The following is a 22,241-nucleotide window of genomic DNA, read 5'->3' as shown; positions in this document are numbered from 1 at the left end:
GTTCCCCTCATTTCTTCTGCCGACCGGTCCGTTTGGATCTCATGGAATCAGCAGCGTCGTTCCGGTTGTTTTTCTTGTTTCCAGATCCGTGTGAGCCCGCCCAACCTCACGCAGCGGATAGGTTTGATTGATATTGATACGCACTTTGTTGCTACGCACAACATCAAATAGATTGTTTGCACAATCGGTCAGTTCCTGACGCGAAGCAATATAAGTATAGAGCGTCGGGCGCGTGGCATAGAGCGAACCCCGTTGGGCGAGGTGCGCCATGGTGAAATTCTCAATGGCGCCAGAGGATTGGCCGAAGGAGGCGAAGAGACCGCGCGGCTTCAGGCAATCCAGCGATTGCGGGAAAGTATCGCGGCCGATCGAGTCATAGACCACGTCGACGCCCTTGCCGGCGGTGATTTCCCGCACGCGTTCGGCGAAATTTTCAGTCCTGTAATTGATGACATGGTCGTAGCCATGGTCCAGCGCCAGTTGGACCTTGTCCGCGGAGCCTGCCGTGCCGATGACGGTTGCACCGAGCGCCTTCGCCCACTGGCCGGCGATGAGGCCGACGCCGCCGGCTGCAGCATGGAACAGCAACACCGTCTCGGGACCGACCTTGAAGGTGCGGTTCAGGAGGTATTCGGCCGTCATGCCCTTCAGCATCATGGCGGCCGCAGTTTTCAGGCTGATGCCCTCTGGTACCTTCACCAGATGTTTCGTCTCGATATTGCGTTCGGCGCTATAGGCGCCGTCGGCGCTGGCATAGGCAACGCGGTCGCCCGCGGCAAAATCGGTCACACCGGGGCCGACCGACGTGATGACGCCGGCGGCTTCCTTGCCGGTTACGAAGGGCAGATGCGGCGCCTTATAGGTGCCATCCCGGAAATAGACATCGATGAAATTCAGGCCGATCGCTTCCTGACGGATCTGCACCTGACCCTCCGAGGGTGGTGGCAGATCGATATCGACATATTCGAAAACCTCGGGTCCACCGTTTCTGGAGAAAGAAACTGCCTTCGTCTTTGCCATCTGTGTCTGCCTCACTTGCGTCCGAGCGCCGGGAAGAATTGGAGCACCACACCGATGACGTAAAGATAGACGCCGCTGACGATGAAGAGAACGATGGCCCATTGCGGCATGTCGAAATGCATCAACAGCGAATAGGCACCGAGCGCCGACCACAGCAGAAAGATGCCGAGGTTCAGCGGTCGCAGGCGCTGGACGCGCACGGGATGCAGGAAGTTGATCGGCAAAAAGGTCAGGACCACGGAGACGGTGACGACGATAAAGGCCGTCATCTCGCCCGCGTGCATGACGAAGAGCGTGAAGACCACCATGTTCCAGACGACGGGGAAACCGGAAAAGAAATACTCCTCCGTCTTCATGCCCATATCGGCATAATAGATGGCGCTCGACACGACGATCATGCCGGCGGCGGCGAAAGACCAGGGCTCGCCGATCATGCCGCTCTGATAGAGCGCGAAGGCCGGCAGCAGCACATAGGTGACGTAATCGATGATGTTATCGAGCGTATCACCCGACCAATTCGGCAGTACTTCCTTGACACGCACCTTGCGGGCGATCGGTCCATCGATGCCATCGACCAGAAGCGCAAGGCCCAGCCACCAGAACATGTCGATGAAACGGTGCTCGGCAGCGGCAACCACGCCAAGAAATGCGAGAAAAGAACCGGAGGCCGTCAGAATATGGACGGAGAATGCACGCATTTCCGCGTAAGGAACGCGCTTGTAATTGAAGATTTTCATGTTCCCCCGTACAACCTGTCGCGCCCCGCGCCGCGGCGGGCGTCGTTTTTTTCTTGAAACGCGCCACGATCTTTCAGATCGCTCGCCACGCTTCAGGTCTTTGTTTGACGCATGTCGTTGTCGCAAAACCGCATGAACACTTTTGCGCGACATGCTTTAATATGCATCCTTTGAATAGCTTAGCCAGCGCAAAAGCGACAGTTTGCCACAGGCCACTGAATCCTGACCGTGACATGCATATTTCGCTCCTCAGCCATGCGATGGAATGGATTGCCTTTAATTTAGCGGGGTTTTGTAATATCTGCCTCGCATGCCGATGATTATCCTGCGAACGACGAGCCCGATATCGAAATGAACGCTCCTGCAAAGACCGAAGAATTCGCTTCCGCTATCCCTGCCGGCGTCTATGCCGAGACAGTGCTGAGTGTGACGCATTATACCGACCGGCTCTTCCGCTTCACGATGACTCGGCCGGATGGCTTCCGTTTCCGCTCGGGCGAATTCGCGATGATCGGCCTCATGGTCGACGGCAAGCCCGTCTTCCGCGCCTATTCGATCGCAAGCCCGGCTTGGGCCGAAGAGCTCGAGTTCTTCTCGATCAAGGTGCCGGATGGTCCGCTGACCTCGCATCTGCAGCTCATCAAGCCGGGCGACCAGGTTCTGATGCGCAAGAAGCCGACAGGCACGCTGGTTCTCGATGCCCTGACACCCGGCAAGCGTCTTTACATGTTCTCCACCGGCACGGGCATTGCGCCTTTTGCGAGCCTCATCCGCGATCCGGAAACATATGAGAAGTTCGACGAAGTCATTCTCACGCATACGACGCGCGAAATTTCCGAGCTGAAGTACGGCTTCGATCTCATCCAAGAGATCCGGAATGACGAGCTCCTCCAGGAAGTGGTCGGCGATAAGCTGCGCCACTATGCGACTGTGACGCGCGAAGATTTCGAATATTGCGGCCGCATCACAGACCTGATCTCGTCCGGCAAGCTCTTCACCGATCTCGGCGTTCCGCCGATCGATCCGGCTGTTGACCGCGGCATGATTTGCGGCTCTTCGGCCATGCTGAAGGACACGAAGGAGCTTCTGGAAAAGGCCGGGCTCGAAGAAGGCGCCAACAGCAAGCCCGCAGAATTCGTGATCGAGCGCGCCTTCGTCGGCTGAGGCTGCGACACAGATTTTCTAGACAACGGCTCCGGAAACGGGGCCGTTTCTATTTTTGGCTCAGATAATCGATGAGATCGGCCATGGTCTCGCGCGCCTGCGCGACCTCACCCTGATAAATAGCCTTGATCACTGCGACGTGGAGAAAGATGGACCGATCCATTCGTTCAGGATTGGCGGTCGAATACCACAGACGGCGAGAATGGGTCTGGACCGGCCCCAGCGCCGCCGTGATGAAGCGGTTAGGACAGGCATCTTCAAGGATTTCATCAAAGGCCTTGTCGGCGGCAAAGAAGCCCGCTAAATCGCCGCCGGCAGCGCATTCTTCCATCGCGCGGGCACAGGCGACGAGGCTGGATCTCTGCTCCTCGTTGGCCGCGTCGGCAACGAGCGCTGCTGCCACCGGCTCCAGCTTGCGGCGCACCTGCATGACATTGACATGGTCTTCGGCATTGATTTCGGCAATCTGCAGGCCGACGCGCGGCTTCACCACGATCAGGCCCTGCCAGGCAAGCTTCTGGATTGCCTCGCGCACCGGTGTGCGGCCATGGCCTGCAAGATCGATGAGCTGTTTTTCCGTCACCAACGCACCAGGCGTCAAAGCCAGCGTCACAATAGCGTGCTCCAGCGCCAGATAGGCGAGATGGCTTAGCGATTCGTGCATGCGGGCGAATCCGAGACTGATATATCAATACTGGCACGGTTAGACGGCGAAGACAAGTTATCCTGATATATCAAAGTCATGCAGAACGCGAAAGCACCCCCTACTCGTGGCGCAATGCCTCGATCGGATTGAGCTGAGCCGCCCGCCTCGCCGGAAAAAAGCCGAAGATCATGCCGATCGCTGCCGAAAAGACGAAGGCGATGAAGATGATGAGCGGGCTGACCACGAAGGGCACGTTGAGGAAGCTGACCGTAGCGTAGGCAAGTGTCAGGCCGAGCATGATGCCAGCTATGCCGCCGAAGAGCGACAGGGCAACAGCCTCGACGAGGAACTGCGTCAGCACCTGATTTTCAAGCGCGCCGATCGCAAGGCGAATGCCGATCTCGCGCGTGCGTTCCGTCACCGACACCAGCATTATGTTCATGATACCGATGCCGCCGACGAGTAGGCTGACGGCAGCGACTGCGCCGAGCAGGCCGGTCAGCAGCGTCGTCGTGCCGGTCATCGCTTCGGCGATCTGCGTCATGTCGTTGACATTGAAATCGTCCTGACGGCCAGGGATGATCTTGCGGCGCTCGCGCAACAGGTTCTCGACGTCGGTCTGCACCTTCGATGTCGAGACACCGTCGCGCGCCGAGATGAGGATCGTCGGCACATTGGAGCTGCCGCTGATGCGCCGCTGGAAAACCTTGACCGGCATAATAACGGCATCGTCCTGGTCGTTGCCCATGCCGGACTGGCCACGCTTCGCCAACACGCCTATAACAGGGCAGGAAACCCTGCCGACGCGGATCTGCAGGCCGGTCGGATCGGCAGCGCCGAAAAGCTGCTCGCGTACAGTCTCACCGATGATGCAGCGCGACTGGCCGCGCTCTTCGGCCGGCGTGAAATTGCGGCCGAGCGCCAGATCCCAGTCCTGCGCGATGAAATAGTCGTTGGTCGTGCCGTAAACGGTGGTGGAATGGTTCTGGCCGCCGAAAATAACGGTCGCCGTCGACTGGTTGGATGGCGCTACAGCCCGCAGGCCTGGGACCTGATCGCGGATCGCCTCGACATCCTTCAGCGTGAAGCGCCGAGCCTCGGAGCTGGCGCGGCCCGGACCGAACTGGCCGGGGCGCACGAAGAGCATATTGGTACCGAGCCGGGAAAGCTCGGTCGAAACCTGCGCCGTCGTGCCATTGCCGATGGTAACGAGCGCGATGACGGCGGCAACGCCGATGACGACGCCGAGTACGGTGAGAAAGGAACGCAGTAGATTACGGTTGATAGCGCGCAGGGCCAGCTTCAAGGTTTCAAAGAACATGTTCCGCCCTCTGCCGTTGCTCCACCTCGGTTTCCAGCTTGCCATCGACGAAACGCAGCAAGCGCCCCGCATATGCGGCGATATCGGACTCATGCGTGACCATGACGATGGTGATGCCCTGTTCGCGGTTCAGCCGCGTCATCAGATCCATGATCTCCATGCTGGTCTTGGTGTCGAGATTGCCGGTCGGCTCATCGGCGAGCAGCACAGCAGGCTCGGTGACGATGGCGCGGGCGATCGCCACGCGCTGCTGCTGACCACCGGAGAGCTCCTGCGTCTTGTGGTTCTCCCGGCCAGACAGACCGACGAGGCCGAGCGCTTCCCTCGCCCGTTTGCGTCGCTCGCCGACCGCCATGCCGCGATAGATCAGCGGCAGCTCGACATTCTCGACCGCCGAAGTCCGCGACAAGAGATTGAAGCCCTGAAAGACGAAACCCAACATATGGCGGCGCAGAAGCGTCAGCTGGCTGCGATCGAAGCCGCCTGTCGAAATTCCCTGAAAAACATACTCGCCCGAAGTCGGCACATCGAGGCAGCCGAGGATATTCATCGCCGTCGACTTGCCGGAGCCGGACGGCCCCATGATCGCGACGAATTCATGCGTGCGGATCGAAAGGTCAACATCATCGAGCGCGCGGATGGCCGCAGCACCCTCGCCGTAAATTTTCGAGACGTGTCTGAATTCCAGAAGCGGCGGGCGTTCCATCATCGCCTCCCGTCAGTTCGTCCGCGCCGCGGTATCGGTGATGATTGCGTCATTTTCGGCAAGCTCGCCGGAGGTAACCTGCGTGAACTGGCCATCGGAAGATCCCACCTGGATCACCACCGGCGCAGGCTGGCCGTTACGAAGCACCCAGACGCGGCGTTGGGTGCCGGTCAGCTTGGAATCGCCACCACCACCGCTGCGGGACAGGCGAGGCGGGCGGAACAGGCTGAAGATGCTGCGGCCGTCACGCGTTTCCGTCTGCGGCGGGGTGTAGCGGAGGGCCGCATTCGGGACCATCAGCGTATCCTTGACGGCATCGACAGTGATGTCTGAAGTCGCAGTCATGCCGGGGCGCAGCAGCAGGTCGGCATTATCGACCGAAAGGACCGCTTTGTAGGTGACGACATTGTTGACCACCTCGGAGGCAAAGCGGATCTGCTCGATGACGGCAGGGAAAGTGCGATCCGGATAGGCATCGACCGTAAAGGTCGCCTTCTGGCCGACGGCGATCTGGCCGACATCGGCTTCATCGACATCCACCTGCAGTTCCATCTTCTTGAGATCGCCGGCGATGGTAAAAAGCACGGGCGCCGAGAGTGAGGCAGCGACCGTTGCGCCGGGATCGACCGAGCGGGTCAGGATCACGCCATCGATCGGCGAGACGATCTTCGCCTTGCCGAGATTGACCTCGGCAAGCTGCAAGTTAGCCTCGGAGGCCAGCACGTCGGCCTCGTTGATATCCTTGGCGGCCACAGCGGAGTCATATTTGTAGGTCGCGTCGTCAAGGCTCTGTTGAGTGGAGACATTGCTTTTGACGAGGCTCTTCAGACGGTCGAGCGAGGTCGCGGCCGATTGCAGATCGGCATTCGCCTTGACCACATTGGCTTTTGCCGAATTGAGCTTGGCGCGGGAACTCTTCACGTCGGCTTCCAGCTTGTTCGTATCGAGTACGGCCAGAACATCACCTGCCTTAACCGTGCTGTTATAGTCGACATTGACGTCGCGCATCGTGCCCGACAGTTCGCTCGATATATCCACTTGCTGGGTCGGCTGGACCGAACCCGTGGCAGTGACGAGCACCGTCAGGTCGCCGCGCTTGACCGGCTGGGTCGCGTAGCTGAACTCGGCGCGGCTTCGGCCCATGTAGAAGAAGGCAGCAGCCGCAGCGGCAAGGATCAAAAGCACCAGGACGATCATCCGGCCACGCCAGCGACGCCCCCTGCGCTGCCGACCGGCAGCAAGCACGGCAGCCAGGTCGGCGTTTGCGCCTGTTACGGAACCGGTATCTTTACCAGCCTCCAAATTGTCCATCTAATCCTCGATATATGCTTCGCCATATCAGCCCTTATTCAGGCCGAGATAATCATGCCGAAGATGAACCCAACATTACCGATGCCCTGACGATGGCACGGAAATGCGGCTGAAAAACATGAAATATTCGTAAGGAAACAGCTGGATGGCGCAGTCAGCGAAAGCCGTTCGGCAACAAGCTCCGCGGGCTCTATGCGAATATTCAGGTTGCATCCGGCACAGCGATTTCTGCGCCGCTTTCGGTCAACCTAGAGCGATCCGCGACTCTGGAAAGGCCGCGGTATCGTTCAAGCTCTAACGTGCAGGCAGGATTGCAGCGCCGCCCGCAGCCTGAACCGCGAGACTGCCCATGGCAATACCTTCGCGCAGGCAGATATCAGGGCTCGCGTCGCCAAGCCACGCGTGGATGAGCCCGGCATTGAAGGCATCGCCCGCGCCCGTCGTATCCACGACCTTGACGGTCGGGGCATTCTGATGGAGGCGCATATCACCGGCCGCATAATAAGCACCGCCAGCGCCTGCCTTCAGCGCCACCATCGGGAAGCGCGTCGCAAGCCTGTCCAGAGCTTCAGCTGGATCGGAGCATCCGGTGATGGCAACGGCTTCCTCGACATTCGGCAGGAAGAGATCGACGCCGGCGCAGCAATCGAGAAAATCACGCTTATAGATCAGGGTCTCGTCCCAGCTCGGATCGAGCGATACGGTAAGGCCGTTCTCCCTGGCCTTTCCGACCAGGCCGGGAATTTCTGCGAGTGTCGCAAATTCCGCTATGTGGAGATGACGCGCCTCGTTCCAGGCAAGCGCTTCGCCAAGCGTTGCCGGTTTCGCGCCGCCGGCGCGCCGGGAGAGGAAGGCCCGCTCCCCACCATTGTTGATTGCGACGGTGACCTGCGGACCGGCATCGGCGGCCCGATCGAGAAAGCGTAAATCGACGCCGCTTGCCTGCAGTTCCGTGGTCAGGCCGCTCGAAAGCCCATCAGTCCCGAGACGGGAGAGCAGGGCGGTCTTGCGACCGATATGGGCCGAATAAGCGGCCATAATGAAAGCGCCGCCGCCTGCCGCGATACGCAAGTCATCGGCGAATATCTCACGCCCGAGAACGGGCATGGTCTCCAGTCCTGTGAAGATCAGGTCGCAATAGATCCGGCCGATGCTAAGCACCGCCGATCGCATGTCATTATCAGATGTCATTGGCGCCCGAGGGCCTTTTCCGTTCTTGCATCGAAAACATAGAGAGCACCGGAGGCCGCATGGGCATTCACGACGCCGCCGACGGCCGGTATCACCTTACCGGGGGCGGTTGCAATCACCGATGTGCCCGCGACATCGAAATGCACCAGCGTCTCGGCTCCAAGCGGCTCGACTGCGGTGACTGTGCCTGAGAGCGACAGCACGCCGGCCCCCTCGCCGATAACAAGATCATGCGGCCGCACGCCGATCAGGTGCGGACCGCCCTGCCCGATGCGGATGCCATCGGCCGCAGCGGTGCTTGGCAGAAGGTTCATCGAGGGGCTGCCGATGAAGCGCGCCGTAAAGACGTCGGCGGGGTTTTCGTAGATATCCATCGGCGTTCCCGCCTGCAGAATATGGCCGTCCTTCATGACGACGATCCGGTCGGCCATGGTCATGGCCTCAACCTGATCGTGGGTGACATAGACGATCGTCGTGCCGAGCCGCTGGTGCAGGCGCTTGATCTCGATGCGCATCTGGGTGCGAAGCTGTGCATCGAGGTTCGATAGCGGCTCGTCGAAGAGGAAGGCCGAGGGGTTGCGCACCATTGCGCGGCCGATCGCGACACGCTGGCGCTGACCGCCAGAGAGGGCCGCCGGGCGGCGGGCGAGATAATCCGTCAACCCCAGGATCTGCGCGGTCTCATCGATGCGCTTGTCCTTTTCCGCCTGCGAGAGCTTCGAAGTGTACAGGCCGAAGCCGATATTCTGGCGCACGCTCATGTGCGGATAGATGGCGTAGTTCTGAAACACCATGGCGATGTTGCGCTGTTTCGGCTCGCGTTCGTTCACCACCTCGCCGCCGATCTTCAGCGTGCCGCCCGAGATATCTTCGAGGCCGGCGATCATGCGCAGCGTCGTCGACTTGCCGCAGCCGGACGGGCCAACGAAGACGACGAATTCACCATCGGCGATCGCGAGATCTATGCCGTGCACGACATCGAGCTTGCCATAGCGTTTGACGAGCCCCTGCAGTTCGATATTTGCCATCAGGCGGCCCCCATCAATGCCGTGAATCTGGTTTGAAGTTCTTCAGCAGCGGCGGCTTCGCGCGCTGCATTCTCCTGTGCCTGTCTGGCGAATGCGGCGGCCTTTTCCTGATAGGCTGCAAGCGCATCCGCCATCGGTGCCGGCGCAGGACCGCCGAAACGGGCACGGACGGCAACGAAATGTTCCGGCGAGACGATCGCGGCAAATTGTGCCTTGTCGATACCGGGTTTACGGCCAGCCAATTCTTGGAAAGCTGCGAGGAAAGGCTCGTAGCCGTCATCCGAGAGACCACCACCCTTGGCGACCACCTCGCGAGCGACGGTCGCGGCAATCTCATGCGCCTGCCGGAAGGACAGCCCTTCGCGGCGGACCAGCGAATCCGCAAGCTCGGTGATTGTGATGCAGGAGCGGCGGATGTTCTCCGCTACCCGCTGCGGATCAATGCTGATCTGGGCGACGAAGGCGGCGAGCAGGTCAAGCACGCGGCCTGCCGAATGGAAGGCTTCATAGCCCATGCCCTGCGTCTCGCCCTCGCTGTCATTCATGTCGGTGAAAGGCGTATTGTGCATGACGTCGAGCACGGTGCGGGCGCGTCCGAAGGTCTGGCTCGCCAGATGACGCATATGCTCGATCGGCACCGGATTGCGCTTCTGCGGCATGATCGAGGAGATCTGCACCAGCGCGTTCGGCACATAGATCTGGCCGACCTCGAAGCTCGTCCAGAACTGCACGTCCTGAATAAGCCGGCCGAGATGCAGGAACATCAGCTCGATCGCGCTAAAGGTCGAGGTCGTGTAATCGACGGCTGCGATGCAGCTGTAGGAATTGCGCAGCGGCGCGGCAAAGCCAAGCAGTTCGGCAACGCGGGCGCGATCGATCGGGAAGCCCGACGTGGTGATCGCCGCAGCACCCATGGGGCTGAGGTTGACGATCTCACGGGCTTCCGCAAAGCGCTCGATATCGCGGATCAGCACCTCGATCGCCGCCGAAAGATAATGGCCGAAGGTGGTCGGTTGTGCCGGTTGACCGTGGGTATAGGCGACGATCAGCGTCTCCTTTTCCCAATCGGCGGTGGCAATCATCGCATCGAGCAGTTTTCGCGCCTTGACCATAAGCGCGTCGATGCGCTCCTTCAGGCCGAGCTTGAAAAGCGTGTGGTCGATATCGTTACGCGAACGCGCCGTATGCAGGCGGCCAGCAATATCGACGCCGATACGGGCCTTCAGTTCCTTTTCGATCAGGAAGAAGAAGTCCTCTACCTCGCCGGTATAGACGAGCTTTTCCGGGTCGATGTCGCGATCGATCGCTTCGAGTGCAACGGCGATCTTGCCGGCCTGTTCTCGCTCCAGAATGCCGGTTTCGACGAGCATCACCAGATGAGCGCGGTCGATGCGGCGGAAGCCGTCGACATGATGGGTCTTGGCGCCGTCGAAAAGCGGCTTCAGCACCGTTTCCTTATAGACCGGATCAGGAAAAACGGTCCTGTCGGCCACGCGTGGATTGGTTTCGGTCATGTTCTATCCCTTCAGGCCGGCCAGCATGACGCCGCGCACGATGTAGCGCTGCAGCACCAGGAAGACGATGAGCGTCGGCAATGTCGCGAGTGCCGCACCGGTCATGATCATTTCCCATTGGATGGATTGTTCGACGGCAAAGCTCGATAGGCCGACCGGCAGCGTATAGAGTTCGCGGCTGGTGGTGACGATCAGCGGCCAGAAGAAGGCCGTCCAGTTGCCGAGGAAGGTGAAGATGGCAAGTGCCGAGAGCGCCGGGGTGACAAGCGGCATCGCCACTTTCCACCAGATCTGGAACTCGTTCAGGCCATCGATGCGCGCGGCTTCGAGGAAGTCATTCGGGACCGTCTCGAAGAACTGCTTCATCAGGAAGGTGCCGAAGGCCGTCATCATGCCCGGGAACATGATGCCCCAATAGCTGTCCAGCCAGCCGAGCTGGGCCGACATCAGATACCAGGGGATGACCAGCATTTCCGTCGGGATCATCAGCGTCGAGAGGATCGCCAGGAAGATCAGGTAGCGGCCGCGGAATTCGAACTTGGCAAGCGTGTAGCCGACGAGACTATCGAAGAAGACATTCGAGAGCGTCACCGTGCAGGCGACGATCGTCGAGTTCAGGAACCAGCGCATGAAGCGGCCGTCGGAGAGAACAGTGATATAGTTCTGCAGCGTCGGATCGGCCGGGATGAGGCGTAGGTCGTAGATCTGGTCTGCCGTTTTCAGCGAGGTCGAGAACATGAACAGCAGCGGCGAGACCATGATGAGACCGCCAATGAACAGCAGCGTCCAGGTGATGATCGCGCCGGGGCGGATATTGGCTTTCGGCAGCGGTGCCGCAGTAGCGGTCGTCACGGCGCTCATTTACGTTCCCTCAGGATCCAGAGCTGCAGCAGGGAGACGCAGAGGAGGATGGCGAAAAGCACCACGGTCTGCGCCGCCGCATACCCCATGTTGTAGGATGAAAAGGCCGTCTGATAGATCATGAGAACCAGAGGCTTGGTCGATCCGAGCGGGCCGCCGGGATCGTTCGTCGTCATGTTGTAGACCTGGTCGAAGATGCGGAGGAAGCCGATCGACGAGAAAACGACGAGAAAGACGGTCGTCGGTTTCAGGAGCGGCAGCGTGATCTTCCACAGGATCGGCCATTCGCCGAGACCATCGATCTTCGCAGCCTCATAGAAGGTGTTCGGAATGGCGCGCAAACCGGCCATGAAGATGATGATCTGGAAGCCGAGCCCGGCCCAGATGGCCGTGACCATGATCGATGGCAACGCCTGATCGACGGAGCGGATGAACTGCTGCTGCGGCAGGCCGACCATGCCGAGCACATCATTGATGACGCCGATCGGGGCCGGCTGGTAGAACCAGCGCCACACCCAGGCCATGGCGGCGGCCGTCGTCAGGAACGGCAGGAAATAGAGCGCGCGGATCAGCCCGTGCAGAAAGCGCACACGATCCAGGAAAAAGGCCACGACGAAAGCGACCACGAGACTGATCGGCGTGCCGATGATCAGATAGGTGAAGGTGTTGCGAAAAACCTTCCAGAACTGCGGGTCGTTATAGAGCTTCACATAATTGGCGACGCCTATGAATTTCGGCGGCTTCATCAGGTTCCAATTGGTGAAGGACAGGTAGAAGGCCTGCAGTGTCGGATAAAAGCGGATCACGCAGTAAAACAGGATCGGAAGGGCCAGGAACGTCCAGACCCAGACGAGGCGCTTCTGGCGCATCGTCAGCCGATCCCAGAACGATCCGGCGGGACGGCTGATCGCCGCCCCTTCCGTATTCGCGGGTGCGGAGCTCATGGCCGTCCCTTATTTGCTCTTGGCGTTGTCGATGATTTCCTGCTCGGCGGTTGCGGCCTGAGCAAGGGAATCCTCGGGCGACTGACCCTCGAGGAGAACGCGGTTGACCATATCGATGGCATTCTGGCGCTGGCCGGCCTCATCCACGAAGAGCGAGGTGTGCGAATAGGCAAGCGCCTTCAGGAACGGCGCATAGATCGGGTTGTTGAGGTTTTCGTCGGTCAGCGCGGCTTCGCGGCGAGCCGGCAGTTCGCCGACAGTACCGAGCCAGATCTTCATGGCTTCCGGCGAGGTCACGTAGGCGAGGAACTTCTTGGAGGCCTCAAGCTTTTCGCCGGAGACCTTGGCGCCGATGCCGTTGGCGAAATAGCTCGCATAGTTGGAACGCAGGCCGTCGGCATTGGCCGGAAGCTCGGTGACGCCCCATTCGAAATCCTTGATGCTGCCGAAGGAGCCGAGACGGAAGGTGCCGTCGATCGTCATTGCCGCCTTGCCGCCGCGGAAGGCTGCCTGGCCTTCATCCATGAAGCCGGCCTGGCCGACCTTCTTTTCGGTCTGCAGGCTGGTGTAGAATTTCAGCGCCTTCAGGCCGGCATCGCTATTGTAGGTGACCTTGGAATAGTCCGCCGTATAAGGCTCGCCGCCGAACTGGCGGATCAGCACTTCGCGCCACCACTGGTGATCCTGGCCGCCCATATCGAGCGTCGTGCCTTCGACGGCAATGTTGCCGGCGGCATCGCGCTTGACCGTCTTTTCGGCGGCAGCCACGAATTCATCGATGGTCTGCGGCGGCTTGCTCGGGTCGAGGCCAGCTTCCTGGAAGAGCTTCTTGTTGTAGAAGAGTGCCAGCGAGCGGACCGCGGTCGGCAGGCCGTAATAATCGTCGCCGCGCTTCATGGCGCTCACGATCGGAAAGAAATCCTTCTCGATCTGGTCATGCGGGAAAGCGTCTGATGGCAGCGGCTGCAAAAGGCCGCCGGCGATGAACTGGTCGAGCCAGCCGTAGAAGAGCTGCATGACATCGGGACCGTTGCCGGCGAGATTGGCGGCAACGACGCGAGTCTGGTAGTCGGCATAGGGGAAGGTCGTCTGCTTGACGGTGATGTCGGGATTGGCCTTTTGGAAATTGGCGATCAGCTGGTCCATCGCCTTGACGCGCGTGTCGTAGACATACTGCCAATATTCGATTTCGACCGCCTGGGCGCTGTTGACCGCAACCATACTGATGCCGGCAAACAGGCCGGCAAATAAGATTCCGCGACGCATGTTATCCCTCCATTGCCGAGCCGGCCTTCATGCCGCTCGCGCTCATCTGGTTCCCCAGGGCATCCCGCGATTTCGCCGGCGCCCCGATTTGATTGGCTCGGGAAGATGGAACTGAGGCTCCTCCTTCCTCGGCATCGCAGTGCGACCTTTTCAGGCTGGTTCGGACGGAAGGTTTTGTCAATAAGATAATTTAGTTTAATTATTCTATTGCTCCTCTCATGATATCGGCGCTATCCATATCGGCAGACGAGGGCGGAGAGATGATACGGCAATCCGGCAAGCAGCAGATCGCGATGGGCAAGAACCCCGAGCGCAGCCGCGACCACAATCGCCGTGTCGTGCTCGATGTCGTACGTATGCATGGCTCGCTCGGCCGCATGCATATCGCCAAGCTCACGCATCTGACTGCGCAGGCCGTCGCCAATATCGTCGATGAGCTCGTCAGTGAGAAGTTGCTGATGGAAATCGGCCGGCTGCGCTCCGGCCGTGGGCAGCCGCCGATCCAGTTTGCCGTCAATCCTGATGGTGCCGTCACCATCGGCGTCGAAATCGCCGCCGACCATATGGTGACGACGGTGCTGGATCTCTCCGGCAAGGTGCGCTCCGAGACCATCATGCCGGTGGAGAATACCAGCCCGGAACATATCATTCCGCTCTTTGCCGACCAGGTGAGGAAAGTTCGCAAGCGTTTCCCTTCAAAACTTCTCGGCATCGGCGTGGTCATGCCCGGCCCCTTCGAGATTGAAGGCATGAGTTCGGTCGGCCCGACCACCCTGCCCGGCTGGAGCAGCATCAATCCGGCCGCCGTCCTGAGCGAAGCCAGTGGCGAAACCGTCATTGTCGAAAACGATGCAAATGCTGCGGCCGTGGGCGAGCGGCTGTTCGGTGCGGGCAGCGCCATCTCCAATTTCTGCATGATCTATTTCGGCGTCGGCGTCGGCCTCGGCCTCATCCATGACGGCGCGCCCTTCCGCGGCGCCTTCGGCAATGCCGGCGAAATCGGCCATGTCGTCGTCGCCCCGCGTGGAAAACCCTGCCCCTGCGGCCAGCGCGGCTGCCTGGAGCGCTACGCCTCGCTGCATGCGCTGAAGGAGAAGCTTGCCGAGGCCGGCTATGATAACGCCGATTTTGCGGCGATCGAGGTGCTGCACCGCGAAGGCAATCCCGTCGTGAAGGAATGGATCGCTGAGACTGCGGACTATCTTTCGCCGATGGTGGCGATGCTGGAAAACGTTCTCGATCCGGAGACCGTGATCCTTGGCGGTGCACTGCCCGATGTGGTCATCGACGAGATCGTCGCGGCGATGCAGACGCTTCCCGTCTCCGTTGCCAGCCGGCGCACGCGCGCGCTTCCGCGCGTCATCCGCGGCCAGACGGGACAGCTGACGGCAGCACTCGGCGCTGCCGCCCTACCGCTCTTCGAAGCCGTCACCCCCAAACTCGATATTTCACCGACCGCCGCCGCCGATAACGCAGCCTAAGAAAGCGCGCCGCCGGTCCCCCAACGGAGGAACCATGCTGACCGATCGAGACCGTATTGAAAGACAGAAGCGGAGCCTTTCGCTCACGCGTCTGCATCGGGCGCTCTCGCGCCTGACCTCGACCGTCACCATGATGAATACCGGTGCGCATCCCGACGACGAGCACAACGGCCTGCTCGCCTATCTGCGTCTCGGCCTCGGCATGCGCGTCATCGTCGCCTGCTCGACGCGCGGTGAAGGCGGTCAGAATGCGCTGGGGCCTGAACGGCTCGGCGCGCTCGGCATCGTGCGCAGCCGCGAGATGGAGGAAGCGGCGCGCGAACTCGACGCCGATATCCACTGGCTCGGCCATGGTCCCGAAGATCCGATCCATGATTTCGGCTTCTCCAAGAATGGCGACCGGACGTTCGACCGCTGGGGCGAGAAGCGCATTGTCGAGCGGCTGGTGCGTGCCTACCGCACAGAGCGTCCGGATATCGTACTTCCGACCTTCCTCGACGTACCGGGGCAGCATGGACACCACCGCGCCATGACGCGTGCGGCGGAGACCGCAATAAGCCTTGCGGCCGACGCCTCCGCCTTTCCGGAACATCTCGACGAAGGGCTGACGCCCTGGCAGGTGGCAAAATTCTACCTACCCGCATGGTCAGGTGGCGGCGATACCTATGACGACGAAGTGCCGCCGCCGGCCACGACACTGCCACTCGAAGCCACGGGCCTCGAACCTGTCAGCGGCGTCAGCTACGCCCACATTGGCGAATGGTCCCGTTGTTACCATGCCTCGCAGGGCATGGGCCGCTGGTATGATACCGGCGACAATGAATGGCCGCTGCATCTGAAACTCAGCGCCGAAGGTTCCGTTGCCGAAACCTCCGTTCTCGATTCGCTTCCCTCGACGCTTGCCGATCTGGCGCGAGAGACGGACCTGCCGCAAACAGTCGTCGATGCGCTGATGCGGGCAGATGGCGCGATCGGCAAGGCGATCGAGCGCTTCCCTGAGAGATCCGCCATTGTGGATGCGCTGCTGAAAGCGGCAGCCGAAGTTGAAAGAGCGCTTGCCGATGCGCCCGAAGCATTCCTGGATGCGCACGGCCATCGTCTGCGGCGCAAGCTTGTAGAAATCGATGCGGCATTGTGCGAGGCCGAGCAGGTCTTCGTCCGGGCCGTTGCCGAGCCCGCCGAGCTTTCGCCTGGTGCAACCGGCAAACTGACGCTCCATCTCAGCGGCAATGCCGGCACTGCGGTATCCGATGCGGATCCAAGATTGCCCGAGGGCATTTCGGCCAGTCTGAAGGAAACCTCGCCGCTATCGATCGTCTACGAACTGAGATCGACGGCCGATGCCCCTCTCACCCGGCAATACCTGCCGGCATGGTCGAGCCTTGGCGGCAACGGCAATGCTTCCGTCGATATCAGGGCTCGGATCGGCGGCCGCTCGGTAAAAGTGACTGTCGATCTCGAGGAGCCGCTTACCGTCGCGCCGCAACATTCGCTGAGCCTCCAGCCCAACGCGTTCATCCTTCCCGTTGACGGCAACAGGCAGGAACTGACGATCAAGGCTGCCTCTGCGGGGCGTATCGGCTTTTCCGCTCCGGCCGGCTGGACTGTCAAGGAAGACAACGGCGCCCTCAAGCTTTCGCCTCCTGCCGCTATAACACCCGGCCTCCTCGCCATCGCGCCGCTTGTGGATGGTCAGCCGGCCATGCGCATCTCGCCGATCGCCTATCCGCATATCGGCCGCATGAGCTTCCGTGAGCCGGAGCTGCTGCGGGTTCTGGCGCTCGATCTTAAACTGCCTGATGGCGCGAAAATCGGCTATGTCGGCGGCGGCGCGGATCGCGTTGGCCCCTGGCTTGATCGCATGGGACTCGATGTCACGGAACTTGACGCACAGGCTCTGTCAGGCGATCTCTCCCGCTTCACAACCATCGTCATCGGCATCTTCGCCTTCGGCATCCGCAAGGATCTGGCGGCTGCAACGACCCGCCTGCATCGCTTTGTCGAAGAGGGCGGACATCTGCTGACGCTCTATCATCGTCCAAGCGACGGCTGGCAGCCTGATACCACGCCGCCAAAGCGGATCGAGGTCGGCTCTCCTTCCCTTCGCTGGCGCGTGACCGATCCAACCGCTGACGTCACCGTGCTGGGACCCGCGCACCCGTTGCTGCAGGGGCCGAACAAGATCGCCTCTGCCGACTGGGAGGGCTGGGACAAGGAACGCGGCCTCTATTTCGCTTCCCGCTGGGACGATGCCTATGTGCCGCTCGTTGCGATGCACGACCCCGAAGAGCAGCCCCTCAAGGGCGCGCTGATATCAGCCGAAATCGGCAAGGGGCGGCATACGCATACGAGCCTCGTGCTGAATCATCAGCTCGACAAGCTGGTGCCCGGCGCCTTCCGGCTGATCGCCAACCTCGTCCAGCCCGCCTGAGGCGAGCGAAATGGATGGCTTTACAGCAGCCAGGGACAGCCGTTTCGGCATCATCTGGCTGCTTTCCGATACGACGCTGGTGACGGGCATGACGGTGCTCGTGAAGATGCAGGGCGCATCCTATCCGGCTATCCAGCTCGTCTTCATTCGTGCGCTGATCGGGCTCGTGCTCATCCTGCCGTTGATCTGGCGCCATCGCCGGCAGCTTGCCAATTCCAGAGATCCGTTGCGCAACGTCATGCGTATCAGCTGCAACGCTGTGGCGCTGACCAGCAATTTCGTAGCGCTCACCATGCTGCCGCTGGTACTGGTCAATGCGCTCGGCTTCACGCGGCCGCTGGTCTCGATGTTGATGGCCGTCGCCATGCTGGGCGAAAGAGTGAGCCGCTGGCGGTGGATCGGCGCGGTGTTCGCCTTTGTCGGCGTGCTGATCATGCTGGCGCCGGATACATTCGCCTGGAATATCGGGTTGGTGGCCGTGCTGCTCTCGATCGTCTTCGGAGCATTCGCGACGATCCAGACGCGCATGCTGCATTACGAGAATACCACCGTGATGATGGTCTTCTACACGGCCGGTCTCACCGTCATCACCTTCATTCCCGCGCTCTTCGTCTGGCAACCGGTACGCAGCGAAGACTGGCCCGCCCTGCTCGGCATCGGTCTTCTGGCACAACTCGGGCAATTCTGCTTCCTGCGAGCCTATCAGATCGCCAGCGCCAGCCTGCTTGCCCCATTCGGTTATCTGTCGATCGTCTTTGCGACTGCGAGCGGGTACTTCTTCTTCAATGAGGTGCCCGATCTTCGCACGCTTATCGGCATCGTCGTCATCATCGCCACACTGCAGGCAATCACCTTTCTGGAGCGACGGAAGCGTTAACACAGCGTCGACCACATTTACTGATCAACGGGTCCCATATCCCCCGCGCTCGATTGTGATGGCCGGGCAATGCCGGTTTTGAAAATGGTGGCGGGCAAGAAATGTGCGCAATACAATGAATAGGAAGATTTTTCAGTTGACCGCGATAGGTCACCTGCCTATGTTCCGCGCACTTCCAGCCGGGGTGCTTCGCACCCGCGGAGAGGGAGAGCGTAGCTCAGCTGGTAGAGCAACTGACTTTTAATCAGTAGGTCATGGGTTCGAGCCCCATCGCTCTCACCATAACTGCCTTTCTTTTCACCGAAGTAGAGATAACGATTTGCGAATCGACGTAAGGTTGGCACGCGGAAGACTCAGGCGTCAGCCTGATCCGCTAGTCCGACGATCGACGTCCGAGAATGCGAGGCGTTCAGTACCGTTGCCTTTGTGAGAATGATGCGCCTTCCAGTGCTGGAGATTGAAATGGCGAAAAAGACTAGAGAACCGAAGCTTGAGCACTCTGATTTTTCCGGCGAGTTCGAAGACGGTGGAGTAACCGTCCTCGTCGATATATTTCGGCCGGCAGGCACCAACGGAGACTGGACCCTCGAAGTCATCTCCCAAACCGAAGTCGTGACCAGCTGGGAAGATAAATTCGCCACGGACCTGGACGCCTGGGAAGAATTCCTGGCCACCGCAGAACGAGATGGCGTGCAGAGCTTTCTCGATGAGGATGAGGACGAGCCGCAGTTGCATTGACGGGATGCTGCCAGGCGCAGATGAGCAACACGATGTTTCAAGCGGTTCGCTGTAATCCTGGCAGCTCGATGTCTCGTCCGATCACCATCAGTAGCTGCAGGAGCGCCCGTCTCTCGGCCTGAAACCATCCTGGCATGCTCTGTTCAACGAATCTCCCGGCACGTAGCCTGATGCGGAACCGTATGAATTCGGGGGAGTTGCGCATGCCGTCAACACCGAAATGCCAATCAGCGCTCCGACTGCCACACATGCCCGAAATCTGCTCATCAATGCTTCTCCTCGTGGATTCTCTGGCGGCAATCTATCACGCAGTCACCGCAACTGAATGGGCTTTATACCGGAAAAGGCTTACAGCCCATTTCCACGGCGCTGGCCCCTGTGGCTATTATTTACTTGGAATCGCACGGCTTGGCATCGGAGCCACATCAGATCCGCAACTTCCAGCTTCGGATTATCAGCAGTCTGTCAGCCATCGTGGCGATGCAGAAGCGTATAAACATCCAGCAGACCTTCGTCAGCGATCTCCGCGATTCGATCCAATCCGGCATCGGCTGTCTCGTCGATTTCCGGACGAGCAGCGGGAGACCCGGCATCGGCCTCTCGCATACCTAGCCGGACCTCCCGGCACTTGCAGTGGGGTGTCCGCAAATGCCCGGCCATACCAACGAGAGCGCGTGAGTCGATCCATTCACAGTGCCTGTGGTGGTTTATGCGCAGTTAATATCCACATGCTCTGTCCCGCTTCGGAACGCACGGGTCCGCTGGCCAGCTCCGATCAGCGCAAAAAGGTGATTGGCAATCTCCCGTCTGCGGCGGTAGGAACATCGCTCAATTGCTGCCGGAGAGAATGCGTGTCGATTGCCGATATTTCCCTTTGGAGCGCACTGCTTGCCGGAGCGCTTTCCTTCCTGTCGCCCTGCGTGCTTCCACTCGTACCACCCTATCTTTGTTATATGGCGGGCATTTCCGTCGAGCAGTTCCGCGGCGGCGGTACGGTTGCCGCAGCCCCGGATGTGCGGCGCGGTGTGCTGTTTTCGGCACTTTTCTTCACGCTTGGCTTTGCGACTGTCTTCGTGGCGCTCGGCGCCGGCGCCTCGACGATCGGAATGGTGCTGCGCCAGCACCTCGATCTGCTCGCCAAGATCGGTGGCCTCATCATCATCGTCATGGGGCTGAATTTTCTCGGGCTTTTCCGAATCGGCCTCCTGTCGCGGGAAGCCCGCTTCCAGAGCAGCGGCAAGCCGGCGACGCTGACGGGCGCTTACATCATGGGACTTGCCTTCGCGTTCGGCTGGACGCCCTGCATCGGGCCGGTGCTCGGGGCGATCCTCGGTGTCGCCGCGTCGCGTGATACGGTCGGTTCCGGCGCCGGGCTGCTTGCCGTCTATTCGCTCGGCCTTGCCGTACCCTTCTGGATCGCGGCCGGCTTTTCCGGGGCGTTCATGCGCTTCCTGTCGCGTTTCCGCCGGTACCTCGGCACGGTGGAGAAGATCATGGGCGTCTTCCTGGTGCTGACCGGTCTCGCCTTCCTCCTCGGCTGGGTCAGCAATGTGGCGATCTGGTTCCAGCAGACCTTTCCGATCCTGATGCAAATCGGCTAAGCGGAGATCTCGCCCTGCCCCGCAAAATGCCCAACTGGAAAAAGCCGTCGGCAGCTATCACCCGTCATCGACCGGCGATAGTTGGCCGGCAGGAACGAGCCTCGGCGACAATCCTGATCACCACGATGCCATCAGTGGTGATGGCATCGTTCGGCCTGATTGCAATAAGATCAGGCTTTCTTCCGCTTTAGGCGCTCCTTGATCGCCTCGGGAATATCGCGAAGGCCGCGGCCCGGCTCGATGCCTTCGCGCATGACGATATTACGCAGCGGCGGGATGGCCGACAGAATGTGCAAGCCGGCGGCCCGCAGAACCTGCACCGGCAGGAAGTCGGACAGCAGCGAACGATTGAGGAGATCGACACTTGCCGTTCGCGTCATGATATCGACACGACGCTTACGATCAAAGCTGCTGCCGGCATCCGAGGGAATAGGCAATTCGGCGCGCGTACACAGAAGATCGGTCAATGCCATGATATCGCGCAGGCTGAGGTTGAGGCCCTGCGCGCCAATGGGCGGAAAAACATGGGCGGCCTCGCCGATCAGCGCGATGCGGCCCTTGCCGAAGCGATGCGCCATCATGCCAGACAGCGGCCAGATCTGCACGCCCTCCTCCACAGTGACCTTGCCGAGGATGGACTGCATACGCTCTTCCACGACATTGCCGAGTTCGGCCAGCGACAGCTCAATGCGGGCTGTGGCATCGGAAGGGTTCTGAACCCAGACAAGGCTGGAGCGGTTGCCCGGCAGCGGAACCTGCGTGAAGGGACCGTGCTCCGTGTGGAACTCCGTGGAGATATTCTGGTGCGGCAGCGTATGGGCGAAATTCAGCACCATGGCCGATTGCGGATAGGACCAGGTGCGGACATCGATGCCGGCGGTTTCCCGCAGCTTCGACTTGCGGCCATCGGCGCCAATGGCGAAATCGGCACTGATCTCTTCGCCGTCCGAAAGCTTGATCGTCACCGCTTCCGAAGCGATGCTGATCGTTTCGGCCATGACAGTGAAACGCTTGATATTGCCCTCGGTCGCGACCGCAGCCTCGAGCACATCCATCAATGCCTTGTTCGGAAAATTGTAGCCGAAAGCTTCGAGCCCTACCTCGGCGGAACGGAAACTCGTGGTCGGGGCACGCAGCAGGCGATTCGTGCCGTCGATGATGCGCATGCTGGTGAGCGGAGCCGCTGCCGGGCGAAGTTTTTCCCAGAGGGTGAGCCGATCCAGGAAGCGAATCGACTGATCCATCAATGCCGTGGTGCGGCGATCTTCCTTGGGAGATGGAGGGGCGACCAGTGCCACATTGCGACCGCCGCGTGCCAGGGCGATCACGGCGATCATGCCGGCGAGACCGCCGCCGATCACCGCCACTTCGAATTTGCTCATGCTATCGTTCCGTCATCAAAAA

The 22,241-nt window shown here is 60.4% G+C and carries 21 protein-coding genes, 1 tRNA gene and 1 pseudogene; 9 read left to right on the top strand and 14 right to left on the bottom strand.

The genetic code is table 11. The features are described from left to right. Positions 1 to 39: 39 nt before the first annotated feature. A complete protein-coding gene (locus tag KQ933_RS07025) occupies positions 40 to 1,020 on the bottom strand; it encodes a quinone oxidoreductase (protein WP_216757974.1) in 981 nt (326 codons plus the stop codon). A gap of 11 nt (positions 1,021 to 1,031) precedes the next feature. Continuing rightward, positions 1,032 to 1,757, bottom strand: a complete 726-nt coding sequence (gene pcsA / locus KQ933_RS07020) for a phosphatidylcholine synthase (RefSeq protein WP_216757973.1) — start codon at positions 1,755 to 1,757, stop codon at positions 1,032 to 1,034. A gap of 351 nt (positions 1,758 to 2,108) precedes the next feature. Between pcsA and KQ933_RS07015 the strand changes: the two genes are divergently transcribed. Further along, entirely contained in the window at positions 2,109 to 2,921 is an 813-nt protein-coding gene (locus KQ933_RS07015; RefSeq protein WP_216757972.1) for a ferredoxin--NADP reductase, read from the top strand. A gap of 49 nt (positions 2,922 to 2,970) precedes the next feature. Here the strand turns inward: KQ933_RS07015 and KQ933_RS07010 are convergent, their stop codons facing one another. The 10 genes from KQ933_RS07010 to KQ933_RS06965 all read right to left on the bottom strand — a co-directional run bounded on the left by KQ933_RS07010 (position 2,971) and on the right by KQ933_RS06965 (position 13,709). Beyond that, on the bottom strand, positions 2,971 to 3,585 hold the full coding sequence (locus tag KQ933_RS07010) for a GntR family transcriptional regulator (protein ID WP_216757971.1): 615 nt from the start codon (positions 3,583 to 3,585) through the stop codon (positions 2,971 to 2,973). A gap of 100 nt (positions 3,586 to 3,685) precedes the next feature. Continuing rightward, entirely contained in the window at positions 3,686 to 4,888 is a 1,203-nt protein-coding gene (locus tag KQ933_RS07005; RefSeq protein WP_216757970.1) for an ABC transporter permease, read from the bottom strand. After that, positions 4,878 to 5,594, bottom strand: coding sequence for an ABC transporter ATP-binding protein (locus KQ933_RS07000; protein WP_216757969.1), 717 nt, complete (start codon positions 5,592 to 5,594; stop codon positions 4,878 to 4,880). The genes KQ933_RS07005 and KQ933_RS07000 overlap by 11 nt, the downstream gene beginning before the upstream one ends. Before the next feature lie 12 nt (positions 5,595 to 5,606). Continuing rightward, positions 5,607 to 6,905: an efflux RND transporter periplasmic adaptor subunit gene (locus tag KQ933_RS06995; protein WP_216757968.1), complete on the bottom strand. Its 1,299-nt coding sequence runs from the start codon at positions 6,903 to 6,905 to the stop codon at positions 5,607 to 5,609. A 294-nt stretch (positions 6,906 to 7,199) separates the two neighbouring features. Beyond that, complete coding sequence (locus KQ933_RS06990; RefSeq protein WP_216757967.1) at positions 7,200 to 8,096, bottom strand: carbohydrate kinase family protein; 897 nt, start codon at positions 8,094 to 8,096, stop codon at positions 7,200 to 7,202. Further along, positions 8,093 to 9,124 carry an ABC transporter ATP-binding protein gene (locus KQ933_RS06985; protein ID WP_216757966.1) on the bottom strand — a complete coding sequence of 344 codons (1,032 nt, stop codon included), beginning with the start codon at positions 9,122 to 9,124 and terminating at the stop codon, positions 8,093 to 8,095. Before KQ933_RS06985 ends, KQ933_RS06990 begins: the two co-directional genes overlap by 4 nt. After that, a complete protein-coding gene (gene argH, locus KQ933_RS06980; RefSeq protein ID WP_216757965.1) occupies positions 9,124 to 10,638 on the bottom strand; it encodes an argininosuccinate lyase in 1,515 nt (504 codons plus the stop codon). Before argH ends, KQ933_RS06985 begins: the two co-directional genes overlap by 1 nt. Before the next feature lie 3 nt (positions 10,639 to 10,641). Continuing rightward, a complete protein-coding gene (locus KQ933_RS06975) occupies positions 10,642 to 11,499 on the bottom strand; it encodes a carbohydrate ABC transporter permease (RefSeq protein WP_216757964.1) in 858 nt (285 codons plus the stop codon). Next, a complete protein-coding gene (locus KQ933_RS06970; protein ID WP_367882520.1) occupies positions 11,496 to 12,368 on the bottom strand; it encodes a carbohydrate ABC transporter permease in 873 nt (290 codons plus the stop codon). Before KQ933_RS06970 ends, KQ933_RS06975 begins: the two co-directional genes overlap by 4 nt. Before the next feature lie 84 nt (positions 12,369 to 12,452). After that, positions 12,453 to 13,709, bottom strand: a complete 1,257-nt coding sequence (locus tag KQ933_RS06965) for an extracellular solute-binding protein (protein ID WP_216757962.1) — start codon at positions 13,707 to 13,709, stop codon at positions 12,453 to 12,455. 260 nt (positions 13,710 to 13,969) lie between these two features. Here KQ933_RS06965 and KQ933_RS06960 point away from each other — a divergent pair, with 260 nt between their 5' ends. The 5 genes from KQ933_RS06960 (at position 13,970) to KQ933_RS06940 (ending at position 19,236) form a co-directional block, all read left to right on the top strand. Then, positions 13,970 to 15,190 (top strand): ROK family protein, encoded by a 1,221-nt coding sequence (locus KQ933_RS06960; RefSeq protein ID WP_216757961.1) that lies wholly within the window; start codon positions 13,970 to 13,972, stop codon positions 15,188 to 15,190. Positions 15,191 to 15,224: 34 nt separating this feature from the next. Continuing rightward, a complete protein-coding gene (locus tag KQ933_RS06955) occupies positions 15,225 to 17,621 on the top strand; it encodes a PIG-L family deacetylase (RefSeq protein ID WP_216757960.1) in 2,397 nt (798 codons plus the stop codon). A 10-nt stretch (positions 17,622 to 17,631) separates the two neighbouring features. Continuing rightward, positions 17,632 to 18,498, top strand: coding sequence for a DMT family transporter (locus tag KQ933_RS06950; protein ID WP_216757959.1), 867 nt, complete (start codon positions 17,632 to 17,634; stop codon positions 18,496 to 18,498). A 206-nt stretch (positions 18,499 to 18,704) separates the two neighbouring features. Beyond that, positions 18,705 to 18,780, top strand: a tRNA-Lys gene (locus tag KQ933_RS06945). A gap of 180 nt (positions 18,781 to 18,960) precedes the next feature. After that, positions 18,961 to 19,236 (top strand): hypothetical protein, encoded by a 276-nt coding sequence (locus tag KQ933_RS06940; RefSeq protein WP_183729405.1) that lies wholly within the window; start codon positions 18,961 to 18,963, stop codon positions 19,234 to 19,236. Between the two features lie 87 nt (positions 19,237 to 19,323). Here the strand turns inward: KQ933_RS06940 and KQ933_RS33350 are convergent, their stop codons facing one another. Next, the gene (locus tag KQ933_RS33350; protein ID WP_253958279.1) at positions 19,324 to 19,503 is read right to left on the bottom strand and encodes a hypothetical protein; all 180 of its coding nucleotides are present in this window, start codon (positions 19,501 to 19,503) and stop codon (positions 19,324 to 19,326) included. Between the two features lie 141 nt (positions 19,504 to 19,644). On the opposite strand from KQ933_RS33350, the gene KQ933_RS06935 reads away from it, so the two are divergent. The 3 genes and pseudogenes from KQ933_RS06935 to KQ933_RS33345 form a co-directional block, all read left to right on the top strand. Continuing rightward, entirely contained in the window at positions 19,645 to 19,848 is a 204-nt protein-coding gene (locus KQ933_RS06935; protein WP_216757958.1) for a hypothetical protein, read from the top strand. 239 nt (positions 19,849 to 20,087) lie between these two features. Then, the gene (locus KQ933_RS06930) at positions 20,088 to 20,837 is read left to right on the top strand and encodes a cytochrome c biogenesis CcdA family protein (RefSeq protein WP_183804827.1); all 750 of its coding nucleotides are present in this window, start codon (positions 20,088 to 20,090) and stop codon (positions 20,835 to 20,837) included. A gap of 89 nt (positions 20,838 to 20,926) precedes the next feature. Further along, a pseudogene (locus KQ933_RS33345) lies at positions 20,927 to 21,028 on the top strand (AEC family transporter); the annotation flags it as partial. On the opposite strand, the gene KQ933_RS06925 reads toward KQ933_RS33345, so the two are convergent. Then, complete coding sequence (locus tag KQ933_RS06925; protein WP_216757957.1) at positions 21,008 to 22,219, bottom strand: UbiH/UbiF family hydroxylase; 1,212 nt, start codon at positions 22,217 to 22,219, stop codon at positions 21,008 to 21,010. The pseudogene KQ933_RS33345 and the gene KQ933_RS06925 sit on opposite strands and share 21 nt — an antisense overlap. Positions 22,220 to 22,241: the final 22 nt, after the last annotated feature.

It is taken from the genome of Rhizobium sp. WYJ-E13 (assembly GCF_018987265.1).
Taxonomy (GTDB): Bacteria; Pseudomonadota; Alphaproteobacteria; order Rhizobiales; family Rhizobiaceae; genus Rhizobium.
The sequence above is the reverse complement of the archived record's forward strand: the minus strand, read 5'-3'. Positions and strand labels throughout refer to the sequence as shown.